Origin of the sequence: Bacillus cereus group sp. BfR-BA-01331 (assembly GCF_022663915.1) — a bacterium.
In the GTDB taxonomy this organism is placed as follows: domain Bacteria; phylum Bacillota; class Bacilli; order Bacillales; family Bacillaceae_G; genus Bacillus_A; species Bacillus_A mycoides.
Genome location: NZ_JAKUGJ010000005.1, coordinates 253356 through 270261 on the forward strand (window position 1 = coordinate 253356; position 16906 = coordinate 270261).

The window sequence follows — 16906 nt, forward strand, 5'->3', positions numbered from 1 at the left end:
AACTTTGCTACAATTAAATAAGCAAGTCCTTCTCGGATTTGTGCTGAACCGTTTAATCCCAAACTTTGGTCGGTGGGGGAGTAGACGGTTTTATTTTTATTTCCTTTTATTATTTCGCTTACGATTGATTACATTTTCACTTCCAAAAAATCCATGAGTTGCATGTTTCTCTTGAACAGTAGTATCCGCTAAATGACTGTATATAAGAACGGTGCGTAAATCGGCATGTCCAAGGATTTTCCTCAGTGATTCAACGTCACCAGAAGATGATAAATAGTGAGTAGCGGCTGAATGACGTATTAAATGTAAATAAAAGCGTTTTTTAATTTTTGCTTCAATAGCATATTTACGCATATCACGTAACACATTATTTTTGCTTAACATACGTCCGCTCAATGATAAAAAAATTAAATCATCAACATCGCCTTCAAATGCTTCATTTTCCTCTAGCAATTGTAATAGTAGGCGATATGTTTTATTCGATAATGGTACGGTACGAGATTTTCGTGATTTGGCGTTATTTGATTGTATAATTACCGCTCGATTGGTATGGTCAATATTTGATGGTGATAATAACAATGCTTCGGTTATACGAAACATGCCATCAATGAGAAGGTGTAATAATACATAGTCACGAAAGTGCTTAAAACTCTTATTGGAATACGATTTCGCCACCTTCAATAAGTTGTTTAATTCATGAACTGAAAGAATATCAATTTGTGCGTTATCTTTACGAAATCCTTCAAATTTATTAAATGGATTTTTTGTGATGATTTCTTGTCGCAAACACCAATTGATGAATGTTTTCAAACGCTTGATTCTACTAGCGATGGTTTCATCCGCTAATCCAACAGTTTGAGCACTTTCAGGCACGTAAGCATGACCATCAAAGCGTACATATTCATTTTTTAACCAGTAGACCCAGTCAGAAATAAAATTTGTTGTAATGTCAGTCATATAAAATGTTTGAGCATTTTGTGTTTCATGAAATGCTTTAATACTGTTAAACATAAGAAGGAATTGATTCAATGATTTGGGGCGTAAATTCTGTTTTACTTTGCTATCAACAAATCTTTCAAATACACGCTCAACAGAATCTTCTTTTGAAATTTTGCTAGTTTTTCGTTTGTGGGGTTGTCGTTTTTTTACGATTTCTTTTTCAGTGAAGTATGTTAAAGACATAAAAAAACCTCCTTCATTCTCATTTAGAGTTAAAGGAGGAGTTTCAATCAAAACTTGAGCGGTACTCACCGTTAGTTTTGGTCAAAATATGAAATTATCAACAGTTGATACAAAAAGTAATGACCCCGGAGAGGCTCGAACTCACGACCTCCACCCTGTCAAGGTGGCGCTCTCCCTACTGAGCTACGGGATCTTCAAAAATGCGTATGTAACAGCATCTTTAATCTTTATGCTAAAGTAATTATATATAATTAACTGAAATTTTACAATATTTTATATTAATGTTTTGATGGGAAAATAGTTGGAATCAGGCTAGTAGTGTATTAAGGAATATATAAGTAGAGAATTTAATGAAAAGTGAGTTCGAATAAAGCGGTTCTATTATTTTTTTCGATACCACTCCAAAGGACCCTCATCACTTAAATCAACAAGAAAAGGGAATAAGAAGTGTAAAGGTAAGCTTATAAGTTCTGGCATAGCGTTCAATGTTTTCTTTGATAGATATTGTCTTCCGAAGCAATACGGACAATCTTTTTCAAATGTCACGAGTATCGACCACACATCTTTTACTTTCCACTTCGTTTTACAATATGTACAACGCGCCATGGAGTTCCTCCTCATTTTAAGGTTTTTTCTAATATATTCTATTTGATCGTACTAAAGTCAAGTGTAGTTAGTGTGATAGAATGTAAGTTGGTTTGTTTTTTTATATGGATGTATTCCGTAATTTATGACTAAATGAATGTAGTGTGAGGGTTATATAATAAGAGATTTTCATTTTTAATATGCAAATTGGCCAATATATCCTTTTTACAATTTTCAAGAAATCATGTATAAAAGAAGTACAAGATATTTATAAATATTCAGGAGTAGAGGGAGAATAATTGTAATGGTAAGAAAAACGTTTAAGATGCGTGTGTCTAGAAATAGAACGATTTCGATTGATGGTTCGATTCTTGATGTGGATGTGACGCATGATGAGTTTTTACAAGAGTTCGTTGAGTGGGTCGATTCTAAAGGTTGGTCGTTTATGGGTATGACGGACGAGATTACGCCCGAAGAAGCTGGGCAAAAGTTAATAGATTCGTTGATTGATGAGAAGGATAAGAAAGAGTAATTCCTTCTTATTTTTTATTGTATATTTATTTTCCTAATCGTAAAAGTGTGATATAGTAAAAAAAGTGAATATTCTTCCAAATTAATACAAATTACATATAGGTTGGTAGAGGTATTTTATAGAATGTGAAAGTAAAGTGAAAAGGGAGAGTCATATGGTAAATTTTAAGAAAATTTCGGTTTTTGTTATGGTTATTTGTTTATTTTTTTTGACACCTATGACGTTATATGCTGAGACGAATATTGGAGTAAATCCGGAGCAAGTGGCACCGCCACCTGCGGAAGGGCCGAATGTTTTTAGTCAGTTTGCGACTACGATTGATGCGAAAACAGGAGATATGTTGTACGACAAAAATGCACATCATCGTGCGTTCCCTGCTAGTATAACGAAAGTGTTAACGGCGATTTTACTAATGGAGCATACGAAGCCAGAGGATCAATTTACGTTTTCACAATTAGCATTAGATCAGGAGAAGAGTAATTATCAAATTGAGTTTCAACCTGGTGAGACGGTGAATAGAAATACTGCGCTTATGATTTTAATGGTGCTAAGTGCGAATGATGTGTCGTATGCGATTGCGGAGCGTATTGGAGGAAGTGTTGAAAATTTCGCTAATATGATGAATGAGAAGGCGAAGCAATTAGGGGCTAAAGATAGCCATTTTGTAACGCCAAATGGATTGCATGATCCAAATCATTATACGACGCCATATGATATGGCCATGATTACGAGAGGTGTGCAAAAGTATCCTGAAATTTTACAAGCGATGAATACGAAAAGAACGACGGTTACGACATCTACGCAAACAGTTTCTATTTTTAATAAGTCTACTTATTTTGAAAATCCATATAGCATTGGTGGTAAGACAGGGTTTACAAATGAAGCGCGCAATACACTCGTTTTATTAAATGAGAAGGATGGAAATCGTATTATAAATGTAGTAATGGCTTCTCAAAGACCTGAAATTTATGAAGATTTGAAGCAGATGGCGGAATATTCTTTTGGGCAATTTACGAAGCAAACTGTACTAGATAAACATAGTTGGCATCAAAAGACAACGTATTTAAATAAAGATGTTGATTCTGAGCTCGAAAAAAGTGCTGAGCTTATGCTTAAGAAAGATGAAGGGCAAAATGTAAAAACGGCTTTTCGGGTTAATTCAGTGGATAAAGAAGCTTTGTACCAAAAAGGAATTCATCGCGGTGAAGTAGTTGGTGCGGTAGATATTATAAAAAATAATCAAACGATTGCGACTATAAATGTTCTTTCGAAAGAAGATGTTACTTTTGCGATGCCTAAAAAAGATACAGTTGCACCTGAAGTAAAGGAATCGAATGTGAAAGTGATAAGTGTTGGGATCGGTGCGATTGTATTATTTGGAGCCATTTTATATGTAGTGCTGCGCCGAAATAACCAAGGGATGAAATCAGAAGAAAAATAAATTGCTAGTAGACCGTGATGAGATTTTGTCACGGTCTTTTTTGCATGCATTTCAAAAGTGATTTAACTAATAATTGTAAATTTTCACCTTGCATTTCTTATTTGTTCGTTATATTATTTGTTTATGTTCTTGTTAAAGAATAATTAGAGCGTTATTAATTTCAAAATGATATAAAACAACAGAGAGGGAGAGAGATGATGAAATTCGTTTGGAAGATTATTAGCAACGTTATCTCATTTGTTTTATTTGCATTGATGGCTTTTTTAGCTTTTGTGGTTATTTCGTCAAAAGCGAGTGGCGGGGATCCGACTGTTATGGGATATCAATTTAAGAGCGTTCTTTCAGGGTCGATGGAACCAACATTTTTAACAGGATCCATCATTGCGATAGAGCCTACGAAAGATGGATCTAAATATAAAAAAGGTGACGTTATTACGTTTAAAGAGAAAGATAACAAAATTATCACTCACCGTATTATCGGTGTGAAAGATACAAATGGAAAAGTAATGTATGAAACAAAAGGTGATAACAACAACGGACCAGATTTAGCACCAGTACTTGCAGAGAATGTAATCGGAAAATATGCAGATATTACAGTTCCATACGTTGGTTATGGACTGAATTATGCGAGTTCAAAAGCGGGAGCAGCATTACTTCTCATTATTCCTGGAGTCTTTTTACTTGGCTATTCTGCAATTTCTATTTTTGGTGCTATTCGTAGCATTGACGGAGAAAAGAAAGATAAAAAAGTAGAACAATCCGTCTAGTTCGTTTGGTTATACTTTCCGTTTAGGAAGTTAACAAATATATATATATTAAGGGGATATGGACATGACTTTAAAGAAAAAATTAGGAATGGGTATCGCATCAGCAGTACTAGGAGCAGCATTAGTTGGTGGAGGAACATTTGCATTCTTTAGCGATAAAGAAGTGTCAAATAATACATTTGCGGCTGGTACGCTTGATTTATCATTAAATCCATCAACAGTTGTTAATGTATCGAATTTAAAACCTGGTGATACAGTTGAAAAAGAATTTAAACTAGAAAATAAAGGCTCTTTAGATATTAAAAAGGTTCTATTAAAAACAGACTATAATGTAGAAGATACGAAGAAAGATAATAAAGATGATTTTGGTAAACATATTAAAGTAACATTCTTAAAAAATGTAGATAAGCATGAGACGATTGTGAAAGAAACTACATTAGATAAATTGAAGGGTGATACACTTACAGCAGTAAATAATGATTTAGCTGCTTGGTTCTGGGATGAAAAAGGTATTTCTGCAGGTAAATCTGATAAATTCAAAGTGAAATTTGAATTCGTTGATAATAAAAAAGACCAAAATGAATTCCAAGGCGATAAGTTACAATTAACTTGGACGTTTGATGCACAGCAAGGCGATGGTGAAACGAAATAATAATGACAACAAAAAGAGACTATCAAAGGTAGTCTCTTTTTGTGTTAAAAGAGAAATGTAAAAAGAAACATAATTTTTATATCATTTTGTAATTCTCTTTATTATAATAAGGTTATAGTTCTTGATAAAGAACGAGATGTTCGATAGGAGAGATTAAAATGCTGAAGACACCTCGCAAATTCAAAAAGATGCTTATATTGCCATGTTTGTGCTCTATTACTTTTTATTTAGGCTCTCAAATGATGACTTATACAGAGGCAACTTTCATTCATGAGACGAAAGTGCAGGCTACTATTTCGACAGCAAGTATTTTTCCAAAAACAGTTGATCAGTTGACAGAACAAGCTAAGCAACATAAGGAAGTTATTTTGCATGAGTATGAAGAGATGAAATCGAAAGTAACTTTCACTTCCACTCAAGAGTTAGAACAGGTGCTTGTTGCATGGAAGCAAGGGCGTGAGAAAATAACTGCTGAGAGAGAACTATTACAAAAAGTATATGTATCAATAGAAACTCCTTATAACAAAGTGAAAGAAGAGTTAACTGGAGATAAAAGTGAATCTAATAAGCAAGTATTCTCGTATGTGAATGCTGGTTTTCATATAGTTAAAGAACACTGCGAGTATGTTGATAAAGAGGTTAATTTACAGGAGATTGATAAACAAATTCAAGCTTTTGAGAAATTATTAGTAGATGAAACAACAAAGCAAAAGAACCTTGAAGAGAGTAAGAAACAAGAAGAAGCGAAAAAACTAGAAGAGAGTAAGAAACAGGAAGAAGCGAAAAAGTTAGAAGAGAGTAAGAAACAAGAAGAAGCGAAAAAGCTAGAAGAGAGTAAGAAACAAGAAGAAGCGAAAAAGCTAGAAGAGAGTAAGAAACAAGAAGAAGCGAAAAAGCTAGAAGAGAGTAAGAAGCAAGAAGAAGCGAAAAAGCTAGAAGAGAGTAAGAAGCAAGAAGAGGCGAAAAAGTTAGAAGAAAGTAAGAAACAAGAAGAACAGAAGGAATAGTAAGTAAAATACAGCAGCATTTCGGAAGGAATAAATACAATGATAAGACAAATAGGTGAGAGAGCCCTACGACTCACCTATTTGCTTTGTTTTTCTTATTTCACTATTCGTGGGTATAAGGTCTTCACCTGGAAATTTAATGAATGCGAGGAAGTTAGTTGGCCGCACGCTATTTGGTGAAGGTTAATGATCAGTGGGGATGGACAGAAAAACACTGATTAAAGTTTCACTTTATTTCTCAATACTTTTCTGAAAAAAAGGAAAAAATGTTGAGAAATAAAATTAATCAAAATATATATTGTATTTATACAGTGTTGTTCGTTATAATGAACTTAAGGTTTTTAAAAAGAACAAATATTAGCTTAGCTAATACAGTTTTAGTTACACCTCTTATTTCAAATAAGAGATAAAAATACAAAAAACAGCTAGGGGGAATTGATTGTGAGTCTGAAAAAGAAATTAGGTATGGGAGTTGCATCAGCAGCATTGGGGTTATCTTTAATTGGTGGAGGAACATTCGCTTACTTTAGCGATAAGGAAGTATCGAACAATACATTTGCAGCTGGGACGTTAGATCTTACATTAAACCCTAAAACGCTTGTAGATATTAAAGATTTAAAACCAGGGGATTCTGTTAAGAAAGAGTTCTTATTAAAGAACAGTGGTACTTTAGCAATTAAAGACGTTAAATTAGCGACAAAGTACACTGTTGCAGATGCAAAAGGCGATAACGCTGGTGAAGATTTTGGTAAGCACATTAAAGTGAAATTCCTTTGGAACTGGGATAAACAAAGTGAGCCTGTATATGAAACAACTTTAGCAGATTTACAAAATGCTGATCCTGATCTTGTAGCTAAAGATATCTTTTCTCCTGAGTGGGGTGAAAAAGGTGGCTTAGAAGCTGGAACAGAAGACTATCTATGGGTACAATTTGTATTCGAAGATGATGGTAAAGATCAAAATAAATTCCAAGGCGATTCATTGAACTTAGAATGGACATTCAATGCTAACCAAACAGATGGCGAAGAAAAATAATAAATCAAAAAAGCGGGTATCCCCCGCTTTTTTTTATAAAGAAAAAAAGAAGTGCCCGTTTTAAGCACTCTTTTATATGTATTATTGTTGATTTTTCTTCCATTGTGTAAATTCGAGAAATTCACGAAACTGTTCTTTTGAGACACCGGAGCTCATCGCATCTTTAACGAGTTGTGTCCATTCGGAGTCTAGATGACTTTCCGTTGTTATTTCATCGTGAAGTAAAGTATCAACTGGAATTTGTAGAACAGCTGCAATTTTTTCAAGAAACTGAATAGAAGGGTTTTTTTGTAAATTCCGTTCTATAGAACTAATGTAAGATTTAGCTACACCAGCTTTTTCGGCGAGTTCTGTTAGTGAAATGCCTTTTTGTAAACGAAGGCGTTTTATACGTTCTCCTATCATATTTGCGCACCTTTCTATCAATATGTAGTCGTCTTATGATGTGATTATTATAACATAAACTTCGTTAAAAAGAACGAGGCTATTGAGCCTGGCTCGTATGCTTCATACGTTGGAAAAAGTGTTCAATATCTTGCAGGGCAATGCCAGCATCTAGAGCCTCAAGTATTAAATCAATCCATTCTTGATCTAGTGAGTCAGCCTTATCTTTGTACAAATGTAATTCCTCCCTAATTATTGGTCATAATTGCTGCTACATAGTAGACGATAATTAACCGAATTTTATATTTTATGTGTCAAATTATCGAATATTGTGTAGATGAGACAAAGATAAAATCCCCATTAAATTCCCTCTATGGCGATTATAAAGTTTCTGACAAATATTTTCAATATTTTCTGAAAACATTGTTGAATTGTGATATATTCGTATACTAACTATGAAATTTTTACAAATATATTAAAAAAATTACATAATATAACTAAATATTGAAAATATATTGAATTTTTAATAATATAAAATATGTAATACATATTTTATATTAGGGGAGGAAATAAGGGATGAAAAAGAAACCATTTAAAGTGTTATCATCAATTGCTTTGACAGCTATTCTAGGCTTGTCACTTGGTGCTGGAAGTCAGCCTACATATGCTGAAACGCCGGAGAACAAGACAGCTACAAGTCCAGTTGATGATCATTTAATCCCAGAAGAGAGATTAGCAGATGCACTGAAAAAACGTGGGGTAATTGATTCATCTGCTTCAGGGACAGAAACAAAGAAAGCTGTCGAAAAGTATGTAGAGAAGAAGAAGGGTGAAAACCCTGGGAAAGAAGCGGCAAGTGGGGACCAACTTACGAAAGATGCATCTGACTTTTTAAAGAAAGTGAAAGATGCGAAAGCAGACACGAAAGAAAAAGCAGAGCAACCAGCAAACGGGACTGCAGCAGGAACAGGTCCAGTTAAAGGGGGCTTAAATGGTAAAGTACCAACTTCACCAGCAAAACAAAAAGAGTATAACGGTGAAGTTCGTAAAGACAAAGTACTCGTTTTACTTGTAGAGTACGCTGACTTTAAACATAACAATATTGATAAAGAGCCTGGTTACATGTATTCCAACGATTTTAATAAAGAGCACTATGAAAAAATGTTATTCGGTAATGAGCCGTTTACATTGGATGATGGAAGCAAAATTGAAACGTTTAAACAATACTATGAAGAGCAATCTGGTGGTAGCTACACAGTAGATGGAACGGTTACAAAATGGTTAACAGTTCCTGGTAAAGCTGCTGATTACGGTGCAGATGCTGCTACAGGTCATGATAATAAAGGACCAAAAGGACCACGTGATCTAGTGAAAGATGCATTAAAAGCAGCTGTAGATAGCGGTATTGATTTATCAGAGTTTGATCAATTTGATCAATATGATGTAAATGAAGATGGAAATAAAAATCAACCTGATGGTTTAATTGACCACTTAATGATTATTCATGCGGGTGTTGGACAAGAAGCTGGCGGTGGTAAATTAGGTGATGATGCAATTTGGTCACATCGTTGGACAGTTGGACCAAAGCCATTCCCGATTGAAGGAACAAAGTCTAAAGTTCCATATTGGGGCGGAAAGATGGCTGCGTATGACTACACAATTGAACCAGAAGATGGCGCAGTTGGTGTATTCGCACATGAATATGGTCATGATTTAGGTCTTCCGGATGAGTATGATACACAATATAGCGGTCAGGGTGAGCCGATTGAAGCTTGGTCTATTATGAGTGGGGGAAGCTGGGCTGGTAAAATCGCAGGCACAACGCCAACAAGTTTTTCACCGCAAAATAAAGAGTTTTTCCAAAAAACAATCGGTGGTAGCTGGGCGAATATCGCAGAAGTAGATTACGATAAGTTAAACAAAGGTATCGGTTTTGCAACGTATTTAGATCAAAGTGTTACGAAGTCGGATCGTCCAGGCTTGATTCGTGTTAACTTACCGGATAAAGATGTAAAAACGATTGCACCAGCATTCGGTAAACAATATTATTACAGCACAAAAGGTGATGACCTTCACACAAAAATGGAGACACCGCTGTTCGATTTAACGAATGCAACGACTGCGAAATTCGATTACAAATCATTGTATGAGATTGAAGCAGAGTACGATTTCCTTGAAGTACACGCTGTAACAGAAGATGGTCAACAAACGTTAATTGAAAGAATTGGTGAGAAAGCAAATAGTGGAAATGCAGCTACGACAAATGGAAAATGGATTGATAAATCATATGATTTAAGTCAGTTCAAAGGTAAGAAAGTGAAATTAACATTTGATTACATTACTGATGGTGGTTTAGCGTTAAACGGATTCGCTCTTGATAATGCGTCATTAACAGTAGACGGTAAAGTTGCATTCTCTGATGATGCAGAAGGTACACCACAATTTAAATTAAATGGTTTTGTTGTATCTAATGGAACGGAGAAGAAAAAACATAACTACTATGTAGAGTGGAGAAACTATGCTGGTGCAGATAAAGCATTGAAATTTGCGCGTGGTCCAGAATATAACACTGGTATGGTTGTATGGTATGCGGATTCAGCTTACACAGATAACTGGGTGGGTGTACATCCAGGACAAGGTTTCCTTGGTGTAGTTGATTCTCATCCAGAAGCAATTGTAGGAACTTTAAATGGTAAACCAACAGTTAAGAGTAGTACACGATTCCAAATCGCTGATGCGGCGTTCTCATTCGATAAAACGCCAGCTTGGAAAGTTGTATCTCCAACGCGTGGAACGTTTACGTACAATGGTTTAGCGGGCGTACCGAAGTTTGATGATTCTAAAGCGTATATTAATCAGCAGATTCCAGATGCAGGACGTATTTTACCGAATCTTGGCCTGAAGTTTGAAGTAGTAGGACAAGCTGATGATAATTCTGCAGGTGCTGTTCGTTTATATCGTTAATACAGTAAAACTACCGAGAGATTTTCTTTCGGTAGTTTTTTTGTGAGCAATGAATTTTATATAAAGTAAAAAGTCATATATAATGTAACTTTACGAATAGAAATTTGTTACATATAAAGTCTATATAGATAATGAAAGAATTGTATAAAGTGAAACTTTAATCAGTGGGGGTTTTGTCCATCCCTACTGATTATTAGCACGACCTCGCCTAACTTCCTTGAATTAGCTGGATTTTGAGGTGAGAGTCTTACTGCTCGTTAATAGCGGGATAAACATGGCGGGAGAAGGTGAGTGAATGAGTATTTCCTCTATTGTAAATAAACAAAAGGAATATTTTTATAAAGGACATACGAGAAGTGTAGAGACGAGAAAGAATAATTTGCAGAAGCTTTATGAAGGAATTCAGCGTTTTGAAGGTGAGATTTTTCAAGCGTTGAAATTAGATTTGAATAAATCAGTTCACGAATCATTTACAACAGAAATTGGATATGTACTAAAAGAGATTTCTTTTCAAATGAAGCATATTTCATCTTGGAGTAAACCAAAGCGTGTTCGCACAGCTCTTACTCATTTTGGATCGAAGGGGAAAGTGGTGCCAGAACCGTATGGTGTGACGCTTATTATCGCACCGTGGAACTATCCGTTTCAATTAGCAATTGCACCACTCGTAGGAGCATTGGCAGCTGGCAATACAGTCGTTTTAAAGCCGTCAGAGTTAACGCCAAACGTTTCAAAAGTGCTTACGAGAATGTTAGGTGAATTATTCCCAGAAGAGCTTGTATCGGTAGTAGAAGGCGGCGTAGAGGAAAGCACTGCACTTTTAAAGGAACCGTTTGACTATATTTTCTTTACAGGTAGTGTTGGTGTTGGAAAAGTTGTGATGGAAGCAGCGGCGAAAAAATTAACGCCTCTTACGTTAGAGCTTGGCGGGAAAAGCCCATGTATTGTACATAAAGATGCAAAGCTAGATGTAACCGCAAGACGTATCGTTTGGGGCAAGTTTTTGAATGCTGGGCAGACGTGTGTAGCGCCTGATTATATGTACGTTCATTCTTCAGTGAAAGAGCAGTTAATCGAGGCATTACGACATGAAATCGCAGAGCAATATGGAAAAGATGCTTTGCAAAATGACAATTATGTGCGAATTGTAAGTGAGCGTCATTTTGAACGTCTATGTACATTTTTACAAGACGGTAAACCTGTGATTGGCGGGAATTATACGAAAGAAACATTACACATCGAGCCGACAGTGTTAACGAATGTTACATGGCAAAGTGCTGTTATGGAAGATGAAATTTTTGGGCCGATTTTACCAATTATAGAATATGACAAAATAGAAGAGGTAATTGAAACGATTCAGCACCATCCAAAGCCGTTAGCACTATATGTATTTTCTGAAGATAGAAAAGTGCAAAAGAAAGTGACGAGTAATATTTCATATGGCGGAGGATGTATAAATGATGTCGTATATCATCTTGCAACGCCATATTTACCTTTTGGGGGCGTTGGAAGTAGTGGATTAGGCAGCTATCATGGTGAACAAAGTTTTCGGACTTTTTCCCATTATAAAAGCATTTTGTCCCAATCTACAGCATTCGACATGAAAATTCGTTACTCTTCTACAAAAAGTGCTTTAAAATTCATACGAAAGTTGTTAAAATGATGATGGTGTTTATCAGTAGGCGTAGCCGTATGATAAAAACCCCTTCGCAACTGAAGGGGTTTTTCTGTTCGACATATGTATCATGCGAAAATGAATCAAACATACTACATAAAGAATAGAAGAGAACGCTGCTAAACAACCATTTTTGTTTGGATCGAAACAAAAAAATAGTCTATAGAACATAAATATTTATTCATGAATATAAAAATTAAAATTTAAGGTAGATAGGACGGGAAAATGAAAAAGATTATTAAAGTTGAAGCAGTAGAAAAACATTTTGGAAATCAAGTGATTATCCCCCCTCTTTCTTTAGATATTAAAGAAGGAGAATTTTTAACAATTTTAGGACCGAGTGGTTGCGGGAAAACGACTTTACTTCGTATGATCGCAGGATTTGAAACCCCAACTAAAGGGAATCTTTTATTAGATGATGAAAAGATTAACGATTTGCCGCCATACAAGCGTCATATGAATTTAGTGTTCCAACATTACGCACTATTCCCACATATGAATGTTGAAAAAAATATTTGTTTCGGTATGAAAATGCAAAAAGTATCAGCAGCAGAACAGAAAGAACGTGCGGAAGAGGCAATGCGTTTAACGCAGTTACTTGAGTTCCGTAATCGTAAACCTTCGAAGCTTTCTGGTGGACAGCAGCAGCGTGTAGCAATTGCAAGAGCAATTGTAAACAACCCACGTGTATTACTATTAGATGAGCCACTTGGAGCGCTTGACTTTAAGTTAAGAAAAGATTTGCAACGTGAATTGAAAAACTTACAACGTAATTTAGGAATTACATTCATATATGTAACGCACGATCAAGAAGAAGCGATGAGTATGAGTGATCGTATTGTCGTTATGAATAAAGGGCATATCGAACAAGTCGGCACGCCTAAAGAAATTTACAATAAGCCGAAAACATTGTTTGTTGCGACGTTTATCGGTGAAAATAATATCGTGAAAAATGGGGAAAACTACGTAGCAGTTCGCCCTGAAAATGTAAAAGTTCGCTCGGTTGAAGAGCCAATTTTAAAAGAATACCATCTTGGACATATTGAAGATATTGAATTTGTTGGAAATATGGAAAAGCTATATGTACGTGAGGAGAAAACAGCGGAATTACTAATGGCATACCAAACTGCTGAAGAAGCAACGCAGTGGAGCATTGGAGATAATGTATATGTAGGCTGGGAGCAAGAGGACGAGGTGACCTTAAATTGAAGAAAGGGAAATTACTCGCATTACCTACAGTCGTATGGCTGTTACTCTTCTTCCTAATTCCACTTCTGTTCGTATTAGCATTTGCCTTCATGCAGCGCGGAGCATACGGGACAGTGGAAATGAAATTTACATTAGATAACATAGCACGAGTGTTTGATCCATTATATATGGGGACATTATGGGAAACAGTGAAGATAGCTGTTATTACGACAGTACTATGTTTATTAATCGGTTATCCATTCGCCTATACAATTACAATTGTTGATCGTAAATATCGTTCTATCCTTCTATTATTGGCAACGATTCCGTTCTGGATTAACTTTCTTGTTCGTTCATACGCATGGATTGTTATTTTACGTTCACAAGGTCTTGTAAACACATTGCTATTGAAACTAGGTATTATTAGTGAACCTTTAAATCTGTTATACAATACACCTTCTGTAATACTCGGAATGGTATATTCTTTATTGCCATTTATGATTTTACCAGTGTATGCAGCAATTGAGCAGCTTGATAAGCGTAAGCTAGAGGCGGCTTATGATTTAGGAGCAACACCAGTAAAGGCATTTTGGAATGTAACAGTACCGATGACGATGTCAGGGATTACAACTGGTTCTATTTTAGTATTCGTTTCTTCTATCGGAATGTTTGTTGTATCAGACGTTATGGGTGGATCGAAAGTAGCATTAATCGGAAACGTAATTCAAAACCAATTCTTAGGTTCACGTGACTGGCCGTTTGGTTCCGCGTTATCTATGATTGTTGTTCTATTCTCTGTTCTGTTAATTTACTTATATTATCGTGCAACGAAAGTATATAAATATGATGGAAACGGAGGGGAATAGGCAAAAATGAAGAAGTTTTTAGTTTCTTATTCTTGGTTAATCTTATTGTTTTTGTATTTTCCAATGATGGTTTTAATGGTATATTCCTTCAATGATTCTCGCATTAATGCGGAATGGGAGGGCTTTACACTCCATTGGTATACAGATTTATTTCAAAAACAAGATGTTATTGATGCGTTTGTAAATAGTATTACGATTGCTCTTATAACGACAATTGTGACGACAGTTCTTGGTGTGATTTTTGCTATTGCAATACACCGTTACAAATATCGTTTTGAAGGGGCCATTAACGGTCTTGTATATTTACCAATTTTAATTCCTGATATTTTAATGGGATTATCTTTACTTATCCTATTTAGTCAATTAGGTATAGAACTTGGAAAAACAACAATTATTATTGCGCACATTACATTCAGTATTTCATTTGTTGTTGTTATTTTAGCGGCACGTCTTTCTGGTATGGGACGTGATTTAGAAGAGGCTGCAAACGATTTAGGAGCAACGCCGTGGCAAACGTTTCGTTATGTAACGTTTCCAGCAATTGCACCAGGAGTTATTTCAGCCGCATTATTAACATTCACATTATCGATTGATGATTTTGTAATTAGTTTCTTCGTATCAGGACCAGGATCAACAACATTGCCATTATACATTTATAGTATGGTTAAGCGCGGAGTATCACCTGAAATTAATGCTCTTTCTACAATATTAATTGTTGTAATTGTAGGATTAATGGTGCTATCGGAAATCTTCCGTAATAAAGGTGCAGACGGTGAAGAAAACTCTGGAGGACACCTTCCTTTATAATACGAATGATATAGAAAGAACGAGGAGGTAATAAACCGATGAAATTAGTGAAGAGATTAGCTGGTATAGCAATTAGCTTCAGTCTTGCTGCAGGTGTACTTGCTGGTTGTGGTGAGAAAAAAGAAGAATTAAACATTTATAGCTGGGCTGACAATTTTGATGAGCAAGTTTTAAAAGATTTTGAAAAGAAATATAACGTGAAAATTAACTATGATAAATATGCAAGTAATGAAGAAATGCTTGCGAAATTACAAGCTGGTGGCGCGACATATGATTTAATTCAGCCATCTGATTACATGGTGAAAACGATGGCGAAGATGGACTTATTAGCGCCTTTAGATAAGAAGAATATCCCGAACATCGAGAACCTTGTTTCTAACTTTAAAACACCTGCGTTTGATCCAGAGAATAAGTATTCTCTAGTATATACTTGGGGTGTAACAGGAATTGCATACAATAAAAAGTATGTGAAAGAAGCACCTACAAGCTGGAATGATTTATGGAACGAGAAATATAAAGGACATGTTACTTTATTAAACGATTCTCGTGAAGTATTAGGAATGGGACTTAAGAAAAATGGTTTCTCTAATAGCACGAAAGAGGATGCACAGTTAAAGACAGCGTCTGCTGATTTGCAGAAGCTACTTCCAAACTTATTAGCATTCGATACAGATAACATTAAACAAAAATTCATTACAGAAGATGCTTGGATCGGGACTGTATGGTCTGGAGACGCAGCATTCATCGCGAAAGACAATAAAGATGTAGGATACGTTGTACCAAAAGAAGGCGGCACAATTTGGGCTGACACGTTAGCAATTCCAAAAGGTGCAAAAAACAAAGAGCTTGCAGAGAAGTTTATGAACTACTTATTAGATGAAAAAGTAAGTGTGAAAAACTACGAGTCAATTGGTTACAGTAATCCAAATGAAAAAGCTCATCCTCTTCATAGTAAAGAATATCGTGATAATCACATGATCTTCTTAACAAAAGAAGAATTAGATCGTACAGAATGGCTTGTTGATGTAGACGATAAGTTAAAAGACTACGATCGCTACTGGACAGAGCTGAAAACAAAAGGTAAATAAGTAAGAAAATGCGGTTTCTAAAGTAGAAATCGCATTTTTTCATAGTAGGAGGAAATCGATTGAAGAAAAAGTTACATCAGTATGAGTTCATGTGTATGATTTTATTACTTGCTTTATTCGGCATTATCGCTTGGAGAGTACAAGCAAGCGGAGTTACAGCAGTGGATACATATGTCCGAGGGATGGTAAAAGGATTACAAACAGAAAGCTCAATTACATTCTTCACATATTTTACAAAGTTAGGATCTGCAATTGGAGTTATAACGACACTAATTATAAGTTTGCTCGTTTTTTGGAAAAAACGTTATTATGCTGCTATGATCGTGTATCCAATGGCTATATTAACGACACATCTTGTTAATAAAGGGATAAAAGAAATTGTAAAAAGAGACCGTCCATCATTAAACGAGGCACTTGATGCACTTGGATATAGCTTCCCGAGTGGACATGCAATGCTATCTATTATGACATTTGGTTTTCTTGCCTATATCATTGCTGCGAATTTGAAGAGTGTAGCTGGAAAATGTGGTATTACGATTTCAATGGGCATATTAATTATATTGATTGGATTAAGTAGAGTCATTTTAAATGTTCATTATCCAACTGATATTTTAGCAGGTTACTGCGTAGGTGGTATTTTGTTAATTATAGCAATTTATTGTCATCGTTTACTTACCGAGAGGCTTCAGCTTAATAACGAGAGATAGAAAAACGTCTAAAAAAACTATAATTA

Annotated in this window: 17 protein-coding genes and 1 tRNA gene; 13 read left to right on the forward strand and 5 right to left on the reverse strand. The window is 35.4% G+C overall.

What is annotated here, in order from left to right; genetic code table 11:
- Positions 1-96: 96 nt before the first annotated feature.
- The 3 genes from MR155_RS12135 to MR155_RS12145 form a co-directional block, all read right to left on the reverse strand.
- Entirely contained in the window at positions 97-1182 is a 1086-nt protein-coding gene (locus MR155_RS12135; protein ID WP_242309947.1) for a tyrosine-type recombinase/integrase, read from the reverse strand.
- A gap of 120 nt (positions 1183-1302) precedes the next feature.
- Positions 1303-1375, reverse strand: a tRNA-Val gene (locus MR155_RS12140).
- A gap of 188 nt (positions 1376-1563) precedes the next feature.
- Positions 1564-1788, reverse strand: coding sequence for a hypothetical protein (locus tag MR155_RS12145; protein WP_242309949.1), 225 nt, complete (start codon positions 1786-1788; stop codon positions 1564-1566).
- Between the two features lie 283 nt (positions 1789-2071).
- Here MR155_RS12145 and MR155_RS12150 point away from each other — a divergent pair, with 283 nt between their 5' ends.
- The 6 genes from MR155_RS12150 (at position 2072) to calY (ending at position 7201) form a co-directional block, all read left to right on the forward strand.
- Positions 2072-2299, forward strand: coding sequence for a hypothetical protein (locus tag MR155_RS12150; RefSeq protein ID WP_002135051.1), 228 nt, complete (start codon positions 2072-2074; stop codon positions 2297-2299).
- A 154-nt stretch (positions 2300-2453) separates the two neighbouring features.
- Complete coding sequence (locus MR155_RS12155; protein WP_242309952.1) at positions 2454-3740, forward strand: D-alanyl-D-alanine carboxypeptidase family protein; 1287 nt, start codon at positions 2454-2456, stop codon at positions 3738-3740.
- 197 nt (positions 3741-3937) lie between these two features.
- Entirely contained in the window at positions 3938-4507 is a 570-nt protein-coding gene (gene sipW / locus MR155_RS12160) for a signal peptidase I SipW (protein WP_242309954.1), read from the forward strand.
- Between the two features lie 64 nt (positions 4508-4571).
- Positions 4572-5159: a CalY family protein gene (locus MR155_RS12165; RefSeq protein ID WP_098499916.1), complete on the forward strand. Its 588-nt coding sequence runs from the start codon at positions 4572-4574 to the stop codon at positions 5157-5159.
- Positions 5160-5317: 158 nt separating this feature from the next.
- On the forward strand, positions 5318-6166 hold the full coding sequence (locus MR155_RS12170; protein WP_219301752.1) for a DUF4047 domain-containing protein: 849 nt from the start codon (positions 5318-5320) through the stop codon (positions 6164-6166).
- Between the two features lie 441 nt (positions 6167-6607).
- On the forward strand, positions 6608-7201 hold the full coding sequence (gene calY, locus MR155_RS12175) for a biofilm matrix protein CalY (protein WP_219301753.1): 594 nt from the start codon (positions 6608-6610) through the stop codon (positions 7199-7201).
- An 81-nt stretch (positions 7202-7282) separates the two neighbouring features.
- On the opposite strand, the gene MR155_RS12180 is transcribed toward calY, so the two are convergent.
- On the reverse strand, positions 7283-7606 hold the full coding sequence (locus tag MR155_RS12180) for a helix-turn-helix domain-containing protein (protein ID WP_242309957.1): 324 nt from the start codon (positions 7604-7606) through the stop codon (positions 7283-7285).
- A 79-nt stretch (positions 7607-7685) separates the two neighbouring features.
- Positions 7686-7820: an anti-repressor SinI family protein gene (locus MR155_RS12185; RefSeq protein ID WP_002011474.1), complete on the reverse strand. Its 135-nt coding sequence runs from the start codon at positions 7818-7820 to the stop codon at positions 7686-7688.
- Between the two features lie 341 nt (positions 7821-8161).
- Between MR155_RS12185 and inhA1 the strand changes: the two genes are divergently transcribed.
- The 7 genes from inhA1 (at position 8162) to MR155_RS12220 (ending at position 16880) form a co-directional block, all read left to right on the forward strand.
- Positions 8162-10549 (forward strand): M6 family metalloprotease immune inhibitor InhA1, encoded by a 2388-nt coding sequence (gene inhA1, locus MR155_RS12190; RefSeq protein WP_242309960.1) that lies wholly within the window; start codon positions 8162-8164, stop codon positions 10547-10549.
- 295 nt (positions 10550-10844) lie between these two features.
- On the forward strand, positions 10845-12212 hold the full coding sequence (locus MR155_RS12195; RefSeq protein ID WP_242309963.1) for an aldehyde dehydrogenase: 1368 nt from the start codon (positions 10845-10847) through the stop codon (positions 12210-12212).
- 237 nt (positions 12213-12449) lie between these two features.
- Positions 12450-13433, forward strand: a complete 984-nt coding sequence (gene potA, locus MR155_RS12200; RefSeq protein WP_002030425.1) for a spermidine/putrescine ABC transporter ATP-binding protein PotA — start codon at positions 12450-12452, stop codon at positions 13431-13433.
- Positions 13430-14278: a spermidine/putrescine ABC transporter permease PotB gene (gene potB, locus MR155_RS12205; protein WP_002126118.1), complete on the forward strand. Its 849-nt coding sequence runs from the start codon at positions 13430-13432 to the stop codon at positions 14276-14278. The genes potA and potB overlap by 4 nt, the downstream gene beginning before the upstream one ends.
- A 6-nt stretch (positions 14279-14284) precedes the next feature.
- Complete coding sequence (potC, locus tag MR155_RS12210; protein WP_002135065.1) at positions 14285-15085, forward strand: spermidine/putrescine ABC transporter permease PotC; 801 nt, start codon at positions 14285-14287, stop codon at positions 15083-15085.
- Between the two features lie 38 nt (positions 15086-15123).
- Positions 15124-16173, forward strand: a complete 1050-nt coding sequence (gene potD / locus MR155_RS12215; protein WP_113733595.1) for a spermidine/putrescine ABC transporter substrate-binding protein PotD — start codon at positions 15124-15126, stop codon at positions 16171-16173.
- Between the two features lie 59 nt (positions 16174-16232).
- Positions 16233-16880, forward strand: a complete 648-nt coding sequence (locus tag MR155_RS12220; RefSeq protein WP_219301756.1) for a phosphatase PAP2 family protein — start codon at positions 16233-16235, stop codon at positions 16878-16880.
- The last annotated feature ends 26 nt before the right edge of the window (positions 16881-16906 follow it).

Excerpts from the sequence above, each read along its gene's own strand:
- MR155_RS12180 (WP_242309957.1), bottom strand. The coding sequence starts at position 7,606 with ATGATAGGAGAACGTATAAAACGCCTTCGTTTACAAAAAGGCATTTCA.
- inhA1 (WP_242309960.1), top strand. The coding sequence starts at position 8,162 with ATGAAAAAGAAACCATTTAAAGTGTTATCATCAATTGCTTTGACAGCT.
- MR155_RS12195 (WP_242309963.1), top strand. The coding sequence starts at position 10,845 with ATGAGTATTTCCTCTATTGTAAATAAACAAAAGGAATATTTTTATAAA.
- potD (WP_113733595.1), top strand. The coding sequence starts at position 15,124 with ATGAAATTAGTGAAGAGATTAGCTGGTATAGCAATTAGCTTCAGTCTT.
- MR155_RS12135 (WP_242309947.1), bottom strand. The coding sequence starts at position 1,182 with ATGTCTTTAACATACTTCACTGAAAAAGAAATCGTAAAAAAACGACAA.
- MR155_RS12150 (WP_002135051.1), top strand. The coding sequence starts at position 2,072 with ATGGTAAGAAAAACGTTTAAGATGCGTGTGTCTAGAAATAGAACGATT.
- sipW (WP_242309954.1), top strand. The coding sequence starts at position 3,938 with ATGAAATTCGTTTGGAAGATTATTAGCAACGTTATCTCATTTGTTTTA.
- MR155_RS12145 (WP_242309949.1), bottom strand. The coding sequence starts at position 1,788 with ATGGCGCGTTGTACATATTGTAAAACGAAGTGGAAAGTAAAAGATGTG.
- MR155_RS12170 (WP_219301752.1), top strand. The coding sequence starts at position 5,318 with ATGCTGAAGACACCTCGCAAATTCAAAAAGATGCTTATATTGCCATGT.
- MR155_RS12165 (WP_098499916.1), top strand. The coding sequence starts at position 4,572 with ATGACTTTAAAGAAAAAATTAGGAATGGGTATCGCATCAGCAGTACTA.
- potA (WP_002030425.1), top strand. The coding sequence starts at position 12,450 with ATGAAAAAGATTATTAAAGTTGAAGCAGTAGAAAAACATTTTGGAAAT.
- potC (WP_002135065.1), top strand. The coding sequence starts at position 14,285 with ATGAAGAAGTTTTTAGTTTCTTATTCTTGGTTAATCTTATTGTTTTTG.
- MR155_RS12155 (WP_242309952.1), top strand. The coding sequence starts at position 2,454 with ATGGTAAATTTTAAGAAAATTTCGGTTTTTGTTATGGTTATTTGTTTA.